At 68.5% G+C, this 16,079-nt stretch carries 13 protein-coding genes and 2 pseudogenes; 4 read left to right on the top strand and 11 right to left on the bottom strand.

Annotated elements, in window-relative coordinates; all coding sequences use genetic code 11:
* Positions 1 to 679: 679 nt before the first annotated feature.
* Positions 680 to 1,453 carry a hypothetical protein gene (locus HCC78_RS13980; RefSeq protein WP_172329401.1) on the bottom strand — a complete coding sequence of 258 codons (774 nt, stop codon included), beginning with the start codon at positions 1,451 to 1,453 and terminating at the stop codon, positions 680 to 682.
* A gap of 71 nt (positions 1,454 to 1,524) precedes the next feature.
* Between HCC78_RS13980 and HCC78_RS13975 the strand changes: the two genes are divergently transcribed.
* Both HCC78_RS13975 and HCC78_RS13970 read left to right on the top strand, forming a co-directional pair.
* Positions 1,525 to 2,865, top strand: a complete 1,341-nt coding sequence (locus tag HCC78_RS13975; protein ID WP_172329400.1) for an HlyC/CorC family transporter — start codon at positions 1,525 to 1,527, stop codon at positions 2,863 to 2,865.
* A 427-nt stretch (positions 2,866 to 3,292) separates the two neighbouring features.
* Positions 3,293 to 3,958, top strand: a complete 666-nt coding sequence (locus tag HCC78_RS13970) for an invasion associated locus B family protein (protein ID WP_172329399.1) — start codon at positions 3,293 to 3,295, stop codon at positions 3,956 to 3,958.
* Positions 3,959 to 3,992: 34 nt separating this feature from the next.
* Here HCC78_RS13970 and HCC78_RS13965 read toward each other — a convergent pair whose 3' ends face one another.
* From HCC78_RS13965 to HCC78_RS13950, 4 genes are read right to left on the bottom strand one after another with little or no spacing between them, the layout of a single operon-like run.
* Entirely contained in the window at positions 3,993 to 5,201 is a 1,209-nt protein-coding gene (locus tag HCC78_RS13965; protein ID WP_172329398.1) for a beta-ketoacyl synthase, read from the bottom strand.
* Complete coding sequence (locus HCC78_RS13960; RefSeq protein ID WP_172329397.1) at positions 5,198 to 5,461, bottom strand: acyl carrier protein; 264 nt, start codon at positions 5,459 to 5,461, stop codon at positions 5,198 to 5,200. Before HCC78_RS13960 ends, HCC78_RS13965 begins: the two co-directional genes overlap by 4 nt.
* A gap of 33 nt (positions 5,462 to 5,494) precedes the next feature.
* Complete coding sequence (lpxD, locus tag HCC78_RS13955) at positions 5,495 to 6,586, bottom strand: UDP-3-O-(3-hydroxymyristoyl)glucosamine N-acyltransferase (RefSeq protein WP_172329396.1); 1,092 nt, start codon at positions 6,584 to 6,586, stop codon at positions 5,495 to 5,497.
* Between the two features lie 33 nt (positions 6,587 to 6,619).
* On the bottom strand, positions 6,620 to 8,260 hold the full coding sequence (locus tag HCC78_RS13950; RefSeq protein ID WP_253949168.1) for a murein L,D-transpeptidase: 1,641 nt from the start codon (positions 8,258 to 8,260) through the stop codon (positions 6,620 to 6,622).
* A 296-nt stretch (positions 8,261 to 8,556) separates the two neighbouring features.
* Between HCC78_RS13950 and HCC78_RS13945 the strand changes: the two genes are divergently transcribed.
* The gene (locus HCC78_RS13945) at positions 8,557 to 9,123 is read left to right on the top strand and encodes a DUF882 domain-containing protein (RefSeq protein ID WP_172329395.1); all 567 of its coding nucleotides are present in this window, start codon (positions 8,557 to 8,559) and stop codon (positions 9,121 to 9,123) included.
* 42 nt (positions 9,124 to 9,165) lie between these two features.
* Here the strand turns inward: HCC78_RS13945 and HCC78_RS13940 are convergent, their stop codons facing one another.
* Positions 9,166 to 9,777 (bottom strand): enoyl-CoA hydratase/isomerase family protein, encoded by a 612-nt coding sequence (locus HCC78_RS13940; RefSeq protein WP_172329394.1) that lies wholly within the window; start codon positions 9,775 to 9,777, stop codon positions 9,166 to 9,168.
* On the bottom strand, positions 9,774 to 10,532 hold the full coding sequence (locus HCC78_RS13935) for an SDR family oxidoreductase (RefSeq protein WP_172329393.1): 759 nt from the start codon (positions 10,530 to 10,532) through the stop codon (positions 9,774 to 9,776). Before HCC78_RS13935 ends, HCC78_RS13940 begins: the two co-directional genes overlap by 4 nt.
* 91 nt (positions 10,533 to 10,623) lie before the next feature.
* Here HCC78_RS13935 and HCC78_RS13930 point away from each other — a divergent pair, with 91 nt between their 5' ends.
* The gene (locus HCC78_RS13930; RefSeq protein ID WP_172329392.1) at positions 10,624 to 12,087 is read left to right on the top strand and encodes a DUF2125 domain-containing protein; all 1,464 of its coding nucleotides are present in this window, start codon (positions 10,624 to 10,626) and stop codon (positions 12,085 to 12,087) included.
* A gap of 260 nt (positions 12,088 to 12,347) precedes the next feature.
* Here the strand turns inward: HCC78_RS13930 and HCC78_RS33725 are convergent.
* The 4 genes and pseudogenes from HCC78_RS33725 to HCC78_RS13900 all read right to left on the bottom strand — a co-directional run.
* Positions 12,348 to 13,518 (bottom strand): annotated as a pseudogene (locus HCC78_RS33725) (transposase); the annotation flags it as partial.
* A 56-nt stretch (positions 13,519 to 13,574) separates the two neighbouring features.
* Positions 13,575 to 14,012, bottom strand: a pseudogene (locus HCC78_RS33720) (hypothetical protein); the annotation flags it as partial.
* 82 nt (positions 14,013 to 14,094) lie between these two features.
* Positions 14,095 to 14,313, bottom strand: coding sequence for a hypothetical protein (locus HCC78_RS13905; RefSeq protein WP_172329389.1), 219 nt, complete (start codon positions 14,311 to 14,313; stop codon positions 14,095 to 14,097).
* Positions 14,314 to 14,803: 490 nt separating this feature from the next.
* Positions 14,804 to 16,072 (bottom strand): hypothetical protein, encoded by a 1,269-nt coding sequence (locus tag HCC78_RS13900; protein ID WP_172329388.1) that lies wholly within the window; start codon positions 16,070 to 16,072, stop codon positions 14,804 to 14,806.
* Positions 16,073 to 16,079: the final 7 nt, after the last annotated feature.

Genomic DNA, 16,079 nt, shown 5'->3' with positions numbered 1-16,079 from the left:
AGACCGGGTCCGAAGCCCGCACGGGGATCGGCAGGTGGATCGTTCGGCATCTCTCTCGGACGGATCGCGTTCGACGCCTCACTCTGCAACACCCAGCGTCCGCATTCGGCGCTCGGAGGACGGACACCCGTCGAGGCCCACGAGGGCCCCGGCATGAAGGCGGCGGCATGATCAACAGGCAAGCTTAGCGCCGCCGAGAAACTGTACGGGAAATAGGGACCACCTCAGACATCTGGAAACGCTCCCCCGGTCTGCGGTGATTCAACCTTCAGGCAGCCTGCAGCAGAGGGCCGCTGACCAGCTCGTCCGGTCGGCCACCGCGCGGCCCATCGCGGGCTACACCGCCATGCACGACACGATTGACGTCGTCCTGTCACCGCGGCGCATGGAAAGGCGTGGGAGCCGCGCGCGCCGCTGCGCCGGACTTTGCCAGGCCACTACTGTCGCGAGTCCGGCATGGACACAACAGGTGGACGAAAGCCATCGCCATGCCCCCCTGCGAACTTCGGGCGGAGGGGTCTGCCTCGCACCGCCGCACACAGCGAAATCAGCGGCAACGGGACTGGCCGTGGCAGGCGAAAGGCTGCGGACAGCCTTCGGGAGTGTCCAGGGAAAGGCACCCGAACGCCTGCCGGGATGGGCCGGGCCGATCCGCTGACGTGCCGCGGGCCGCCCCAGGTCAGGCAGCGCGCGGGCCGGGCAGCAGTTCCCGGGCGGGCGCGGGAGCGCCGGCGAGTGCATCCTGCCAGCGACGGTCAAGGCCCACCTGCTGCATCTTGGCGAGCGCCCCGGCGACATCGTAGTCCAGCCGGTGCAGCCGGGCGATGCCGCTGTTGACCAGGACAAAGCGGGTCTGCATCCGCCCGTCGCCGGGCGGCAGCCCGGCCGACCCGGTGCCGATCCACTCCACGCCGTCGACGACCCGCCGGAAGGCATGGCCCGACCCGCCGGCCAGAACCGCATCAAGCGGCCCGAGATCTCCGCCCAGCCGCTCCAGCGCCATTCGCAGCACGTCATCGGAGACATCCGGTCCGCCATCGGGCGCCGCCACCCCGCCGCGGTCGGCGACCGCGGCAAACCGCTTGCCCTTGCGCGTGAACAGCACCGCCTCGGGCAGCCCCGCCATCCACACGCGGTCGCCCTGCGGGATCCGGTCATCGGCCAGCCGGTACCAGTCGCGCTCCGCCAGCGCGCCGCCGCGGCGCGGCCCGGCAGCCAGCCGCCGCTCCGCTTCGGACGGCAGGACCGGACCGCCCAGCGTCCGCAGCATCGAGACCACCGCGCCGGGGTCGCCGCAGGGGCCGATCAGCCCGCCTGTGCAGATCATCGCGCCGCGCTTCACGCCGCGTCGCGCAGCTTCGCCCAGGAGCGCCATGACCGCCTGGAGATTGGACGCGGGACTGCCGAAGGCCATCACCGGTCCCTCGATCTCGCCGAGCTGCACTGCCTTCATCCGCCGTCCTTCTTGAACACGTCATTGAGCCCTATCATAAGACCCCTAGACAGGCATAAGGACGTTAAGGAATGGACACCGCCACCACGGTTTTCGATGCAGCTTTCTGGATCACCACGCTGGCGGTGCTGGGCCTGCTGGTTCTCTCCGGCTTCTTTTCGGGCTCCGAAACCGCGCTGACCGCGGCATCGCGGGGCAAGCTCAAGGCCAAGGCCGACGGCGGCAGCCGCGGCGCCGAGGAGGCGCTGAAGATCACCGAGGACAACGAACGGCTGATCGGCTCGGTGCTCCTGGGCAACAACCTCGTGAACATCCTCGCCACTTCGCTGACCACCGCGCTCTTCACGCGCGCCTTCGGCGACGGCGGCGCGACGCTGGCGCTGGCGACGCTGATCATGACCTTCCTCGTGCTGATCTTCGCCGAGGTGCTGCCCAAGACCTATGCGATCACCAATGCCGAGGTCGCCGCCGCAGCCGTGGCGCGGCCGATCTCGATCATCATCCGCGTCTTCTCGCCGGTGGTGATGGCGGTGCGGGCACTGGTGCGCACGGTGCTGAAGCTCTTCGGCGTCGAGACCGACCCGCAGAACAACGTGCTGGCGGTGCGCGAGGAAATCTCGGGCGCGCTGGCGCTCGGCCATTCCGAGGGCGTGGTCGAGAAGGAGGACCGCGACCGCCTGCTGGGCGCGCTCGACCTCGCGGACCGCACCGTCGAGGAGATCATGAAGCACCGCTCCGAGATCGAGATGATCGATGCGGACTCGCCCCCGGCCGAGGTGCTGGCGCAATGCCTGGCGTCGCCGCATACCCGCCTGCCGGTGTTCCGCGAGAGCCACGAGAACATCATCGGCGTGATCCATGCCAAGGACCTGCTGCGCGGGCTGGCCAAGCCGCGCGAGGGCGAAGAGGACACGGTCCCTGCGGCGCCGGAGGATTTCGATTTCCTCTCGGTCGCGCGCAAGCCCTATTTCGTGCCCGAGACCACGACGCTGGACGACCAGATGCGCCAGTTCCTCAAGCGGCACACGCATTTCGCGCTGGTCGTGGACGAATACGGCGTGCTGCAGGGGCTGATCACGCTGGAGGACATCCTCGAGGAGATCGTCGGCGAGATCACCGACGAATTCGACACCGGCGAGACCCAGGGCATCGAAAAGGCGCCCGACGGCCAGTACGTCGTCGACGGCTGGGTGACGATCCGCGACCTGAACCGCGCCAACGAATGGCAGCTGCCCGATACCGAGGCCAATACCATCGCCGGTCTGGTCATCCACGAGGCGCAGATGATCCCGGTCGTCGGGCAGGTCTTCAACTTCCACAACTTCCGCTTCGAGATCCTCGGACGGGAAAAGAACCGCATCAGCCAGATCCGGATCGCGCCGGTGCTGCAGAATGGCGCAGGAAACAGTTAACACGCTCAGTTTCGCTCACCTGGCATTAACCAATTTCCCCTAGCGTGGGGAAGCCGGGCGCTCGGCACTGCCGGACCGCCCGCAATCTTCCTCCCTGTTGAACTGGCCGCGCATCCTGCGTGGCCATTTTTTTCGCCGTTTTTTCGCCTTCCGCAGGCGGACGGAAGGGAACCCTCCAACGGGAATTTGTTTCCTGTTGACCACCGGCGCGAGTCATCCTAGCCTCCGTGCCACAGATAAGTCGGCCAGTCCGACAGGGAGCAAAAAGACACTTGAAAGAGGCCCCATGGGCCTCTTTTTCATTTGATCGACTCGCCCCCTCAAACCGCCCCTGCAAGCCCTCCTGCGCCCCTGTTGGGGCCTGACAGCCCCCGGCTGCCATGCTAGGCCTGCCGCACCGATCCAATTCCGAAAGGATACGTCAACCATGACCAACCGCTTAGGCGCGGGACTCCTCCTGTCCCTGACATTTGCCTTGGCCACGACGGCGGCGGTCGCGCAGGACCAGGCCCAGCCTGCCCCCGCCGATGGCGCGGGCGGCGAGACGGCCGGGCTCTCTGCAGGCGAACCGGCAGCGCCGCGGGAACGCCCCACCAGCCGCGACCAGGTCCAGCCCGGCCAGCTCTACGTGCCCAAGACCGTCCAGGACTGGGAGATCCGCTGCGGCCGCGCGCCCGACGGACAGACCGATCCCTGCCAGATGTACCAGCTGCTCCGCGACGGGTCGGGCACGCCCACGGCGGAATTCACGCTGTTCCGGATCGAGGGCGCGGCCTTCGTCGCCGGCGCGATGATCGTGACCCCGCTGGAGACGCTGCTGCCGCACGGCGTGGCCTTCTCCGTCGATGGCGGGCCGCCCAAGCGCTATCCGTTCAAGTACTGCAATCCGACCGGCTGCGTGGCCGAGGTCGGGTTCAGCGCGGACGACATCGCGGCGATGAAGCGCGGCGCCAAGGGCACCGTCACCATCGTTCCGGTGGTGGCGCAGAACACCAATGTCGACCTGTCGCTGTCGCTCTCGGGCTTCACGGCATCCTATGACGGCCTGCCGCCGCGCCAGGTGGCGCCCGCGCAGCAGCCGCCGCAGCAGTGACAATGCCGGCCGGGCCTCCGCGCCCGGCCGGATTTCAGGCGGCGCGCAGCGCCAGCACCGCGTTCAGCCCGCCGAAGGCGAAGGCGTTCGACAGCACGACATCGACCTTGGCGTCGCGCGCCTCGTTCGGCACCACGTCCAGCGCGCATTCCGGATCAGCCTCTTCGTAGCCGATCGTCGGCGCGATGACGCCGTCGCGCAGGGCCATGATGCAGGCCAGAAGCTCCACCGCGCCAGTGCCGCCGATCAGATGGCCATGCATCGATTTCGTCGAGGAAATCATCAGCTTGTCGGCATGCGCGCCGAACACGTCCGCAACCGCGGCGCATTCGGTCTTGTCGTTGGCGGCCGTGCCGGTGCCGTGCGCGTTGATGTAGCCCACCGCCTCGAAGGGCACGCCCGCATCCTGCATCGCGCCGCGGATCGCCCGCGCCGCGCCCTGCTTGGAGGGCATCACGATATCTGCCGCGTCCGAGGTCATGGCGAAGCCGATCACCTCGGCCAGGATCTCGGCGCCGCGGGCACGGGCATGTTCGTATTCCTCGAAGACGAAGACGCCGGCACCCTCGCCCTGCACCATGCCGTTGCGGTTGGCGGAGAACGGGCGGCAGGCATCCTTCGACATCACCCGCAGGCCTTCCCAGGCCTTCACGCCGCCGAAGCACAGCATGGATTCCGACCCGCCGGTGACCATCACGGTCGCCATGCCGCAGCGGATCAGGTTGAAGGCCTGGCCCATCGCATGGTTCGAGGAGGCGCAGGCCGTCGCTACGGTGAAGCTCGGCCCCTTGAGGTTGTGCGCCATCGAGACATGGCTGGCCGCGGCGTTGTTCATCAGCTTCGGCACGACGAACGGATGGACCCGGTTCTTGCCCTCCTCGTAGACCGAGCGGTAGTTCTCGTCCGAGGTCTGCAGCCCGCCGCCCGAGGTGCCCAGCACCACGCCCGACCGCGCCGCCAGCTCGCCGCCGAATCTCAGGCCGGACTGGGCTATCGCCTCGCGCGCCGCGAGCAGGGTGAACTGGGTGAAGCGGTCATAGAGCGCGATCTGCTGGCGGTTGAACTCGGTCTCGGGATCGTAGCCCTTGACCTGCCCGCCGATCTTGATCGCCAGCCGGTCGACATCGCGGAATTCCAGAGGGCCGATGCCGCAGCGGCCCTCGCGCATCGCCTCGACTGTCTCGGCGACGGAACGGCCGAGGGGATTGATCGTCCCCTGGCCGGTAATGACCACGCGCTTCATGCGTGCTGTTCCGCCACCAGCCCTTCGACTGCCTTGACGATGGCCGCGACGGAGGAAATGTCGAACTCGCTCGCGGCCGGATCATTGGCGTTGAACGGGATCTGGATGTCGAAGGCCTCCTCGATGGCGAAGATGCTTTCGACGAGGCCGAGGCTGTCGATTCCCAGATCGTCCAGCGTCTGGTCCATCGACACGTCGCCCTTGTCGAGAACCGCCTGCTCGGCAATGATTCCAATGACCTTGTCCGCAACGTCAGACATGTCGCGACCCCTCTCTCCGGTTACGCGCGGGATCTAGTCGCTTTCCCCGTCGTTTTGAACCGCCTTTTTCAGGGCCGCGACATCCCGGTAGAGCCGCGGCAGGCGGCGCAGCCCTTTGTTGATTTCCATCTGGGTCGACATTTCCACGGCGGGCGATCCGAGGATGACCCGGCCCGCGGGGACCTTGGTGAAGATCTTGGTCGCCCCGCCCGCGACCACGTCGTCGCCGATGGTGATGTTGTCGTTGACGCCGACCTGTCCCGCCAGCACCACGCGGTTGCCGATCTTCGTGGAGCCCGCCACGCCGACGAGGCCGCAAAGCAGGCAGTCCTCGCCGATCTGGACGTTGTGGCCGATCTGCACGAGGTTGTCGATCTTGGTGCCGCGGCCGACGCTGGTGGCCCGGATCGTGCCGCTGTCGATGGTCGAGTTGGCGCCGACCTCGACATCGTCGCCGATCACCACGCCGCCCAGGCTGTGGATGCGCGTCCAGGCGGTGTTGCGCGTTTCCTGCCGGTCGCCGAGGCTCTCGCGGACGTTTTCCACCGCAGATTTCTCGGGCGTGACGAAGGAAAAACCGTCGCCGCCGATCGCCGCGCCGGGCTGCAGGATCACCCGGTTGCCGAGCGTCACCCGGCGGCCGACACGGACGCCTGCGCACAGCAGCACGTCATCGCCGATCACCGTGTCCTCGGCGACCGAGGCATGCGGGCAGATCACCGCGCGGGCGCCGATCCGGACGCGCGGCCCGATCACCGCGAGCGGGCCGATGGCGGCGCCCTCGCCGATCTCGGCCGTGGGGTCGACCACCGCCGACGGATGGATGCCCGGCGCCACGGCAGGCCCCGGATCGAGCGTACGGGTGATCCCGGCCATGGCATAGCGCGGGCGCGGCACGAAGATCGCGGCCTCCAGCCCGTAGCTCTGCCAGTCTGCCCCGTCCCAGAGCACGGCCGCCCGCGCGTCGCCGGCCTTCAGCCCCTCGGCATAGGCCGGCTGCATCGCCAGGGCCAGATCGGTGGACGCCGCCGCGGCGGGCTCGGCCGCGCCGGAGATGGGGATGTCCCCCTTGCCTTCCAGCCGCGCATCCAGCGCAAGGGCCAGTTCGGACAGCAGAAGTTCCATGACGTCTCCCCGCAACTTGCTACGGGGCCGTGCTTAGCCCCGAATGCCGCGGATTGATACCCCGGCCTTGGCCAGCGCGGAATACACGGCTGCGTCACGCCCGTACACGTCGCGGCGGTACTGGAACGCCCCGCCCCGCGCGTCCGGCGCGAAGGCCGTGCGGTAGACGATATGGACCGGCACCGGATGCTCCAGATGCACCGTCGTCTCGCGTCCCGTGGCAAGCTGCGACTGGAAGAACCCCTTGGGATCGCGGGTCTGCTGCGCCAGCAGCGCATAGGCGAAGTCATGCGGATCGGCCAGCCGAATGCAGCCGTGGCTGTAGGCCCGGCTCTCGCGGCCGAAGAGCGATTTCGACGGCGTGTCGTGGAGGTAGATGTTGTAGGGGTTGGGGAACATGAACTTCACGGTCCCCAGCGCATTGCCGGTGCTCGGCGGCTCCTTGAGGCCGTAGGGGAAGTTCGATGCGTCGTAGGAGGCGAAATTCACCGAGCCGCGCGACACCGAGCGCCCGCTCTGGTCGATCAGCTGAAGCTGCCCCGCCGCGTTCGGGTTCGATTTCAGCATCGGCAGGTATTCGTTGACGACGATCGAGCGCGGCACGTTCCAGGTCGGGTTGATGACCATGTACTCCATCACGTCGGAGAATTCCGGCGAGCGGTGGCTCGGCTGGTTCTGACCGACCACCGACCGGGTCGAGAGCGTGACCTTGCCGCTGTCGACGATCTTCGCGGTGAAATCGGGGATGTTCACCCAGATGTGCCGCTTGCCGAGCGGGAAGTTCATCCAGCGCTCCCGCTCCATCGCGGCCAGAACCGAGGCCAGCCGGTCCTCCGGCTCCTCGTTGATCTCGGCGATGGTGCCCTTCCCGGCCACGCCGTCGGGCGCGAGGCCGTGATCGCGCTGGAAGGCCGCGACCTGCTGCACCACGCTGTCGCCATAGGCGGCGCCGCCGCTGCGGCCATAGCCCATGGCGGCAAGCCTTGCGGACATCTGCGCGACCGCCGGGCTGCTCTGTCCCTTCTGCAGCGCGGAGGCCTGGACTTTCGGCCCCCAGCCGTTGCCGCCCGCCAGCCGCTCCAGCCTGGCCTTCTCCGACAGCAGCGCCGCATATTCCGCGGTCTGCGGCGGCAGCGCCGCAATGAAGGCGGAGGGCGAGCTCCTGGCGAAGGCCGCCAGCGTCCGGGCCGGATCGCGGCGCGGCGCGTCCCGCTCGATCCCGGCGGCCACGCGGCGCGGCGTCAGGATGCCGGACTGGACATCATGCACATAGGCCAGGAAGGCCTTGGAATAGGCGACTTCCAGCTTCGCCAAGTCCGCCTCGCTGCGCGCCGAGGCCGCCATCGCCTTCAGCCCGGCAGCATCGTAGCGCCCGGCAGGCAGGCCCTGCGCCCCGGCATTATCGAGCGCGGCCATCAGCTCGCGCACCCTCTGCCGCTCCCGGTTGCCGCGGCCCGTCCAGAGCGCGCCGTAATCGGCCGCCTTGTAATAGGCCGCCAGCGCCCGGTCGCCCGCGGAGAGCTGTGCCACCGCCTGGGCAAAGCCGCCGCCCTGCGCCAGGACCGGCGCGCCCGCGGCCAGCATCGCGCCGCAGGCCAGCGCCGCCAGCCAGTTCCGGATCGGTCGGGTTCGGGTGGTCTGCATCGGGTCCTCCGGCACTGCGAATTCGGTCATCCATGGCTCGCGCCACGGTATCGGCCGCCCCTGCGCCGAACGAAATCACAATTTGCCAACTGCGGGCAAAGTGTCGCGGAAATGGCACTCAGGCGGACGCCGGAAGAATCAAGTGCCGGAATTGACATCCGATGAGCATAGGCGGAATTTCGCGCATGCTTAACGTCCCTTCGGGAAGCCCGGCCTTATTTTCTTGGATATTCACCAAATTTATGGCATTTCGCTGTTAGGCAGAATGCGAATTGAGCCGGAACGGCCGGTCGCAACAATTGAGGCAGATCGAGCGGGGACTACCAATGAACGACAGCGAAAGCTGCGTAAGCAGGCGTGCACTTCTCAGGGCCTTTGCTGCAACGGCGATCGCCGCAGCACCCACCTATTCCAAGGCAGCGGGCTTCCTCAGGGGCGGCGGCGACATCCGCAAGTTGCGGATGTATTCCGGCCGCACCGGCGAGCGGATCGACGTCATCTACTGGATCGACGGCAAGTACATCAAGGAATCTCTCCGCGAAATCAACGTCTTCATGCGCGACTGGCGGCAGAACAAGGCCAAGGCCATGGACACCCGCACGCTCGACATCATGTCGGCCGCGCACAACCTGATGGGAACCGGCGAGCCCTACCTGATGCTGTCCGGCTACCGCACGCCGCAGACCAACGCCTATCTCCGCTCGCAGTCCAGCGGCGTCGCGCGCAACTCCCTCCACATGAAGGCCCAGGCGGCCGACCTGCGGCTGAAGTCGCGCTCGGTCAACCAGATGGCCCAGGCCGCGGCCTCCTTCCAGGCTGGCGGCGTCGGGCGCTACTACGGCTCGAATTTCGTGCACATGGATTGCGGCCCGGTCCGCGCCTGGCGCGGCTGACCCACGCGGGACGCGGGGACGGCACGCCGTCCCCGCCGCCTCTCAGGCGATCAGGCTCTTGATGCCCGAGATATGGGACGGCTCGGCGCCGAGCGCGGCCGCGGCAAGGTCCCGGACGCAGCCTTCCAGATCCTCCTTCGCAACCACCCGGTCCACCAGTCCCCAGGACAGCGCCTCGGCCACCGGGATCTTCTGGCCCGCCATCAGGATCATCTTGGCCCGCGACGGTCCGACCAGCGTGGCCAGCCTCCCGGGATCCGACGGCTGCGGCAGGAAGCCGAGCGACATCACCGGATAGAAGAGCTTCGCGCCCTCCACCGCGACCCGCAGGTCGCAGGCCAGCGCCATCCCCATCGATCCGCCCGCCAAGGTGCCGTTCAAGGCGGCGATCGACAGCCCCTGGAAGGCCGCGATCGCGGCGGAGACCCGCTCCCAGACCGGGTCGGTCGGCAGGCCGCTCTTCGCCGCCTCCAGATCCATCCCGGCGCTGAACACCTTGCCCGCACCGGTCAGCACGATCACCTTGGCCCTGCCCTGGGCCTCCTCCGCGAATTCCGCAACGCCTTCCAGCATCGCACGGGTGACCGAATTCGCCTTGTCCGGACGGTTCAGCCGCACGGTCCACAGGTCGCCGTCCCTTTCCGTCTCGATCATGCCGCCACGAGCCCCGCCCGTTCGCGGATCGCCGGATCGCGCAGCGACACCTCGGTGCCGACCAGGTCATCCGCCTCCGCCCCGCAGAGCCAGACCAGCGCCTTTGCCGGCCAATCGGGCGGAATGTGTTCCGACCAGTCGAGCTGGCTGACCGGGTTCACCCCCGATGCCTTGATCTGCACCTGCATCTCGGTGGCGACCGTGCCAGGGCTCAGCCCGATGGCCCGGATGCCGCTGGCGCGCCCTTCCAGATCGGCGCTCCTCGTCAGCATCGCTGCCCCGGCCTTGGAGGCGCAATAGGCGCTCCAGCCCTCGAGCGGCCGCGACGCGGCTCCGGAGGACACGGTCAGGATGGTGCCCCCGCCCGCTGCGGCCATCACGGGCAGGGCCGCACGCATGCCGTGGTAGACGCCCTTCAGGTTGATGTCGACGAGCTTGCCCCAGTCCTCGGGATCGGAGGACATCAGCGGCGCGATCGGCTCGATGACGCCCGCGTTGTTCACCAGCACGTCCAGCCGGCCGAAGCTCTCGATCGCCGCCGTCACCGCGGCCTCGACCTCCCAGAAGCGCGCGACGTCGCAGGTGATCGCCACGGCATCGCTGCCGATCTCTCCGGCGAGATCGGCGATTGCATCGCGGCTGCGCGCCGCCAGCGCGACCTTTGCCCCCGCGGCGGCAAAGGCCCGGGCTGCCGCAGCGCCGATTCCGCGGCTCGCGCCGGTGATCAGCACGGCCTTTCCGGTCAGATCCGTCATGCACACTCCTCTGACAGGCATGTCATTTCCCACTTTCACCGCACCCTGCCAGAACTTACACAAAGGGCAAGCCCATCCGGAGAGCCACGTCATGACCAAGATCCTGCCTGCCGCCGCGCTGCTGCTCTGTGCCGCCGCTCCGCTCCGAGCAGATGTCACTCCCGGCCAGGTCTGGCAGCAATGGCAGGATGCCGGCGCAATCTACGGTCTCGGCCTGTCGGCACGGGAGGAAACGCCGGTCTCCGGCGGGCTCCGGCTCGGCGGGGTGACCGCGGCGCTCGATCTCGGCGCGATCGGCCGGATCGAACTCACCCTCCCGGAAGTCGTGATGGAGCAGCGCGACGGCGGCGTGGAGATCGCCTTCCCCGCGCCGCTCGGCTTCGCCTTCGCCCAGGCCCCGGCGGCCGGCGGCGGATTGCCGGAACTCGCCCTGTCCGGAGAGATCGTGCCCGGCGACGGCAGCATGCGCGCCGAGGGCGATCCGGGCGAGATCCGCTACAGCTACGGCTATCCCAATGTCACCTGGCATGGCCGCAGCGAGACCGGACCCGGCGGCGCGGCCGAGACCGGGGTGCTCACCGGCGCGCTGAGCGACCTCTCCGGCAGCTGGAACGCGCCGGGCGGCCCCCGCACCGGCAGCGGCACGGGCCAGATGACGGCTTCCGGTGCGGTGCAGGAGATGGAGATCCGCGGTCCCGACGGCAGCATCGCCAGCCGGCAGAGCACCCGATGGCAGGGCCTGTCCGCCAGGGCCGCGCTGCAGGCGGCCGACGGCAAGTTCGCGGAGCTCGCCGCCGCCAGCCACGCCGCTGCCACACGCCAGGTCTCGACATCCGGCACGCCCGGCATGCCAGGCATAGCCGCGACGCTGGAGACGCGGGATCTGGAGGGCACGCTGCAGGCCGGAGCGGGCGCGGCGGATATCGGCAGCAGTTCCGCGGGCACGGCCGTCACGATCGAAGGCCTGCCCTTCGGTTCGGCGCCGCTGGCCTTCACCGGCGGCAGGAGCCGCATGCAGATGCACCTGCCCTATGAGCTCGCGGACGGCAGCCGGGACGCGGAACTGTCGCTCGACCTCGAGGATCTGGCGGCGGACACCCAGGTCTGGAACCTGTTCGATCCGGACGGGCATGTCAGCCGCATGCCAGGCCGCCTGAAGCTCGATCTCGGCGGATCGGTCGCGGCGCTGGCTCCCGGCGCGATGCCGCAGGCACCGGGCCTGCCATTCCAGGTCGACGGCGTCCAGATCCGCGACCTGCTCCTGGCCTTCGGCGGCGCGGTCCTGAAGGGCTCCGGCGATTTCCGGATCGAACCCGGTCCCTACGGCCAGCCGGAGCCGGTCGGCAAGCTGTCGCTCTCTCTGGAGAACGGGATGGCGCTTCTCGACGGCCTTATCGCCGCCGGAGCGATCCCGAAGCAGCAGCTTTTCGGGCTGCGGATGATGCTGGGCATGGTGGCGAAGCAGGACGGCAGCGGCGACCGGCTGGTAAGCGAGATCGAGGCAAAGCCCGGCCGCAACCTCGTGCTGAACGGCATGTCCCTCCCGCTGCCCTGAGGGACTGCCCGGCGGGTCGGAGCCTCCATCCATGGGCCTGTGCCCACGGCGACACGCCCGACTGCTCAAAGCCGGGCAAGCCCAGGGACAACAGCTTCATCATGGCGTCAGACAGCAAGCTCCGGACGGAGAGCCTGAACACCCGCTGGTTCATGAGTCCTGCCGGGACTCGCAACGAGCCGGATGATTGGCATGGGCACTGCCATGAGAACCGCCCCATGGCGAGACGGGTGACATGCGCGCAATTCGGTCACGCTTGATCAGGCGGCAGCTTGAAGTTGGCGAACGCCATCGGGGAACTCAACCCCGATGATGACTTCCGGCAACCGGTTCCGGCCGTCCAGTTTTCTCCATTTTTCTTGCGCGGACATCTTCAGCCGGAAGGCCATGGCGGGGTCGGTCTGCCTGCTGAGGCCGCCTTTGGTGCACATCGTCCGGTGCCTGACCATCGCGGAGGTACGCTCGATTGGGTTCGAGGTGCGGATGTGTTTCCAATGTTCTGCCGAGAAGCCGCAGAGGCATGCAGGGCATCGCGGCCCTGTCCCTGCTTTGCCGCTGCCTTGTCCCACTTCGCGCCGTGGGCCCGGTCAAGGAAGTCGCAGGCGACCGATGCGGCCGCCCGGGTTTCGGCCTGCCAGATGTCGTGCAGGTGTCGCCTGGCCTTCCGCTGGTCGGATTTGGGCAGCGCGTTAAGCATGTTCATGGTCTTGCGGACCCGGCACCATTGCTCCCGCGTCACCGGAAACGCCTCGCGCAGCGCCATCCGGAATCCCAGAGCGCCATCCGTTGCCCGGCAGGCGATTGCCTGCAACCACCGAGAGCGGCCGATCGCCAGCTTCGGTTCCTGCCTCGGGCAGCGCCGCTTGAGGTCGAGGAGCACGTCGCACAGCTCCGGGTGCTTTCCCGGAAGCCGCCGGTCATGGCCAGGAGATCCATGCAGCCGCATTCGTCAGCGCCGACGATGGCCAGGACGCACTTTTTTTCTCTTCCATCCCCTTCCATCCCCGGCTTGTGGTAGTCGCCACGGGCCAGAGCGAGCCCGTGAACGCGATCCGTCCGAGTGAACGGGCGAACGAGAGAGCACCGGGTGCCGAGGTCGCGTTTCTCCCAAGCCTCGCAGTCCGCCCACCACGATGCCTCCAGCCGTGGGACGGCCTTGGCTGACAGGCCCTTGGCATGCGGACCCAGCAAGGCCGCCAGGGCCTTGCTGAAATCGCCGGTGGAGACGCCCTTCAGACAAAGCCCCGGCAGCGGCTCCTCGACCGACTTCGCCTTGCGCAGATACCGCGGCAGGATGCCGGGCGCGAAGGCGACCCTGTCCTCACCCGGCCTGCGGTCGCGGACGCGCGGGACATTTGCGGCGACCGGACCGATCCCGGTCGGGACTTCGCGCTCGGGCATATGTCCGTATCGCACCAGCCTGGCCCGGCCGCGGCACTGTTGCACAAATCAGCTAACGGCCAGAGCTCACCTTTCCCCGGACACGCTTATCCCATGGTCACGGTGACCGGGATGCCGAGGGCCGTGAAGCGGTTCGGGAACGAGCGGCAAGCGCCATTGGTCCGGGCGCAGCCGCGAACGCGCGGCTCCGGACCTCCGCCACCTGGCGGTCGAAGGCGAGGCATTGAGCCGCCATCGGTCCGGGCCGATGCCGAACGGACATCAGCCGCTGGCCGGGCAGCTTCGCGCAGCTCATTTTCGTTTCCACCCCGCTGCGGCGGTGGCATCCGCTCCAGTTCCGCCAGAGTGTCCGGCCCAAGTGCTATGACGCCCTCTGGATCCCGTTGCGTGCCCGGGCTCCGGCGCTGTCCGGCTTCCGGGGCCTGGCGTTGCGGCGGGGCGGAATGATTGCTAGCCGCACCGTGGTCGGCGACGGCGTCGTGGCAGGCGCGCGTGTCGCAGGCGTCGCCAGCGGTGCTCGAACCGGTGGCGCGCAACGGCTCGCCAGCTTTTCCAGTTGGTCGTCTTGCACTTCGTCTTCGGAGGTCTGCTCATGGCCACCAGCTATCATGCTGGATTCACGAAGTGACTCTCCCCGGATTTGCGCAGCAACGCACTCGGCCGTCCCCGAGCGCATGGCCGGCGAAGGCGCCCAGCAAGCGCAGCCAGTTCCGCCTCGATCGCCTGCTCGATCAGCTTCAGCACCCCGGCCCGGATGACGCCTGTCAGCGGATCCGGCGAGCCCCTGCATGGATCGGGCAGCGTGGCGATGGCAGTCTCCGACATATGGCATATCCCTTTCTCGGAAGAGAATTGCCGACGCTTCGACACCGCCGCGATATGCCGCCCCTCAGGCCATCGCCAACTTTCGAGCGTTGCTCGAAGACCGGATGCAACGGCCCGATCGCCATGCGTTCTCCTGACGGCGTGACCAGTCAGTCATCGTGAGACTGCCGGAAAGTTCCAGCTTCCGGCAGTCCAAGCTTGGGGAGCCGCGCGCGGTTGGCCAGACTTCACATCGAGCTGGGGAAGCCCAAGCGGGCAAGTCACCCGCCATGCACCAAGAGCGATGCCTGACCACCTGACGGCAGAAGGCCAACGCAACCGCCGAAACGGTTGAGAGGCCCCTGACAAACGCGCCTGGCTGGCCCGGCGGGAAGCTGTCCGTCATCGCCATGGCCAACCTCGCCGAGTTTCGGGAGATCGCCTTTGAGCGAATGCCGGGTTCGGATGCGCCCCGGATAGGTGATGCCCGGCCTCCCGAGGCCCGGCAGGGTCAGCCGCGCATGGCCAGCCCGTAGAGAAGGCCGAGAATGACTGCCGCAACGCCGGCCGCCGAAGGGCAGTGCTCGCCCGGCTCGTCCGTCCAGGAGCCCGGCGGACCGGCCTCTGCAAGCAGATCTTCCCAGCCGAAACCCGCCCCGCGGAAGATCTCGCGATAGGGCATGTCCGCTGCGGCTGCGCCGGGGCGACGGGCGAGATCCGCAATCTCGGCCCAGGGCAGGAGCAGCGGCTTGCGCAGGGCGCCGGTGCCCGGCGGCTCGTCCGGAGCGGCGGCGACCGGAGAGCAGATCCTGACATTCGTGGCGCCGGGACGCGGCGGTCCGCCGAAGTGAAGGCCCGCCCTTTCGAGGACCTCCAGCGCCGCGGCGCCGAGGCTAAGCCGCGCTGCCTTCTGCCAGGCCGGACCGCCGGAGATCCGCACTGGTCCGGAACTGGCCAGCAGCGTCTCCGCGCGGCGCCGGAGGCGCCAGACCCAACGGTCGCGCGCCGCCTGCCCGGCGGCCATCGCCGCGGCAAAAGGTGCCCCGGCCGCGGCATGCATCAGCAGGACATAGCCCGCCAGCGACGGATGCAGCGAGCGGTCGCAATAGAGCCCGCCATAGCCGGAGACGGCCTCCTGCGTCAGCAGGGCGGAGAGGTCTTCCGCTCCGACGCGCGCGGCGTCGCCGCCAAGCCAGCTTTCCATCGCCGGATAGCTGTAGCGCCCGCCGCTCCAGTAATCGCCGCGCTCCAGGTGGACATGCGCGGTCAACAGCCCGGTCCAGGGCAGGAGCCGCAGATCCTCTCCGAAGGCCGCCCACCAGTAGCCGAGCGCGGCGGCATGGCGGCGGATCATCAGCGCATCGCCTTCAGGGGAGATCAGCTCCCGCGAAACATGGGTATGGCCGTCGGCAAAGCCGTCCCCGCCGCCCTCCGGCTGCGCCAGAACCGAGTTGCCCCAGCGCGGATCGGGCAGGATCAGCACCACCGGCATGCCCGGCCGGTAGCAGTTGGCGACCTGTTCGAACAAGCTGCGGTTCCAGGCCGGAAGCCCGGCGCCGCCCGCGAAATGGGTCTTCTCGAAAGGCAGCGGCACCGCGCCGTTCGCGGCCAGATGCTTCCAGCGCGTCACATGGCTGGGCCCGGCAAGGATGCCCTCGCCCGGCACCGGTTCGAGCCCGGACAGGGCCGTCGACCGAAGCGCCGCAAGGTCCTCGCCCAAGGCTGCGGCGGCCCAGCCGGGATCCGTGCTGCGGCGCACCAGCGCCTTCGTGCTGTCCATTTTCCGT

Source organism: Mangrovicoccus sp. HB161399 (assembly GCF_013184745.1).
Lineage (GTDB): Bacteria > Pseudomonadota > Alphaproteobacteria > Rhodobacterales > Rhodobacteraceae > Mangrovicoccus.
The sequence above is the reverse complement of the archived record's forward strand: the minus strand, read 5'-3'. Positions and strand labels throughout refer to the sequence as shown.